Source organism: Aliterella sp. E5.1, from assembly GCF_057473825.1.
In genome coordinates this window covers 1-932 of the sequence record NZ_JBYCCV010000530.1, presented here as the reverse complement: position 1 = coordinate 932, position 932 = coordinate 1, and the positions used below count along the sequence as shown (strand labels likewise).

General features: G+C 44.1%; 2 pseudogenes. One reads left to right on the top strand and one right to left on the bottom strand.

From position 1 onward, the window contains the following. Positions 1-351 (bottom strand): annotated as a pseudogene (locus AC2VE5_RS28810) (hypothetical protein); the annotation flags it as partial. 251 nt (positions 352-602) lie between these two features. Here AC2VE5_RS28810 and AC2VE5_RS28805 point away from each other — a divergent pair. Beyond that, positions 603-932 (top strand): annotated as a pseudogene (locus tag AC2VE5_RS28805) (IS4 family transposase); the annotation flags it as partial.

Sequence of the window (932 nt, the reverse complement as noted above, 5' to 3'; positions counted from 1 at the left end):
ATTAGCGGAAAATTCTCTTGCTCGTTGATCCAAGTACTGTTTAGCTTCCAAGCCCGTAAGGTTAGTCTTCAAGGCAAACTCAAGAACACCCAGCCGTCCAAAGTTTTCTTGAAGCAACTGATAAAAGGTTGAGTTTAGATGACTCTCTTGATTCCTTCGTTTCTGGTGATAGTGCTGCCATAGCCACCCAATGCCGACAACAGGAGCTGCAACCAAAGCAACTACTAAAACAGCGCCTACCAGCGCCAGAATAAGGCCGAGAATAAACAGGGTTGCCAGAAAACCACCAGCTTTTGGATTAATTTTTATCTTCTTTAATTTTTTTCCTATTTTCTTGATCTTCTTCTCCATGTTGTTTACCAAGGTTATGGCTTGAGAGATCCTGTCTAAGCAAACTTCACACTTTCCTTAGGATAAGATCTAAGCTCAACTTTATCCATTCTAAAGAAGAGGAAGTGTAGCAAGATCAGGGCAGATTTGTTTAGTTCATCCTGATGAACTTGCCACCCAAAGAATTTGCGCCCCTCAGTACAGGACAAAAGCTTGAAGCATAAGTCAGGGTAGGGTTTCATTGAAGTTACTACCACTCACAATGAAACCCTATGAACCAGGTTACTTTGCTACGCCAAACTTTGCAGCCTCACTTGAAATGGCACGGTGCCCGAGTGACCTTTGTTGCTTTATTCTTGATTGCCCTGTTTCGGGTCAAAACCGTCAACCTGTCTGAGTTGGCAACTGGCTTTAGCGGTGATGCAGCCCAAGGGTCTCACTACAAGCGATTACAGCGTTTCTTTCGTCACTTTGAACTCGATTACTACAACTTTGCTCAGCTAGTTGTCTCCCTAATGGATATTCCTGAGCCTTGGGTACTCAGTCTTGACCGCACGCAGTGGCAATTTGGACAGGTAGTGTTTAACATCCTGACATTGGGG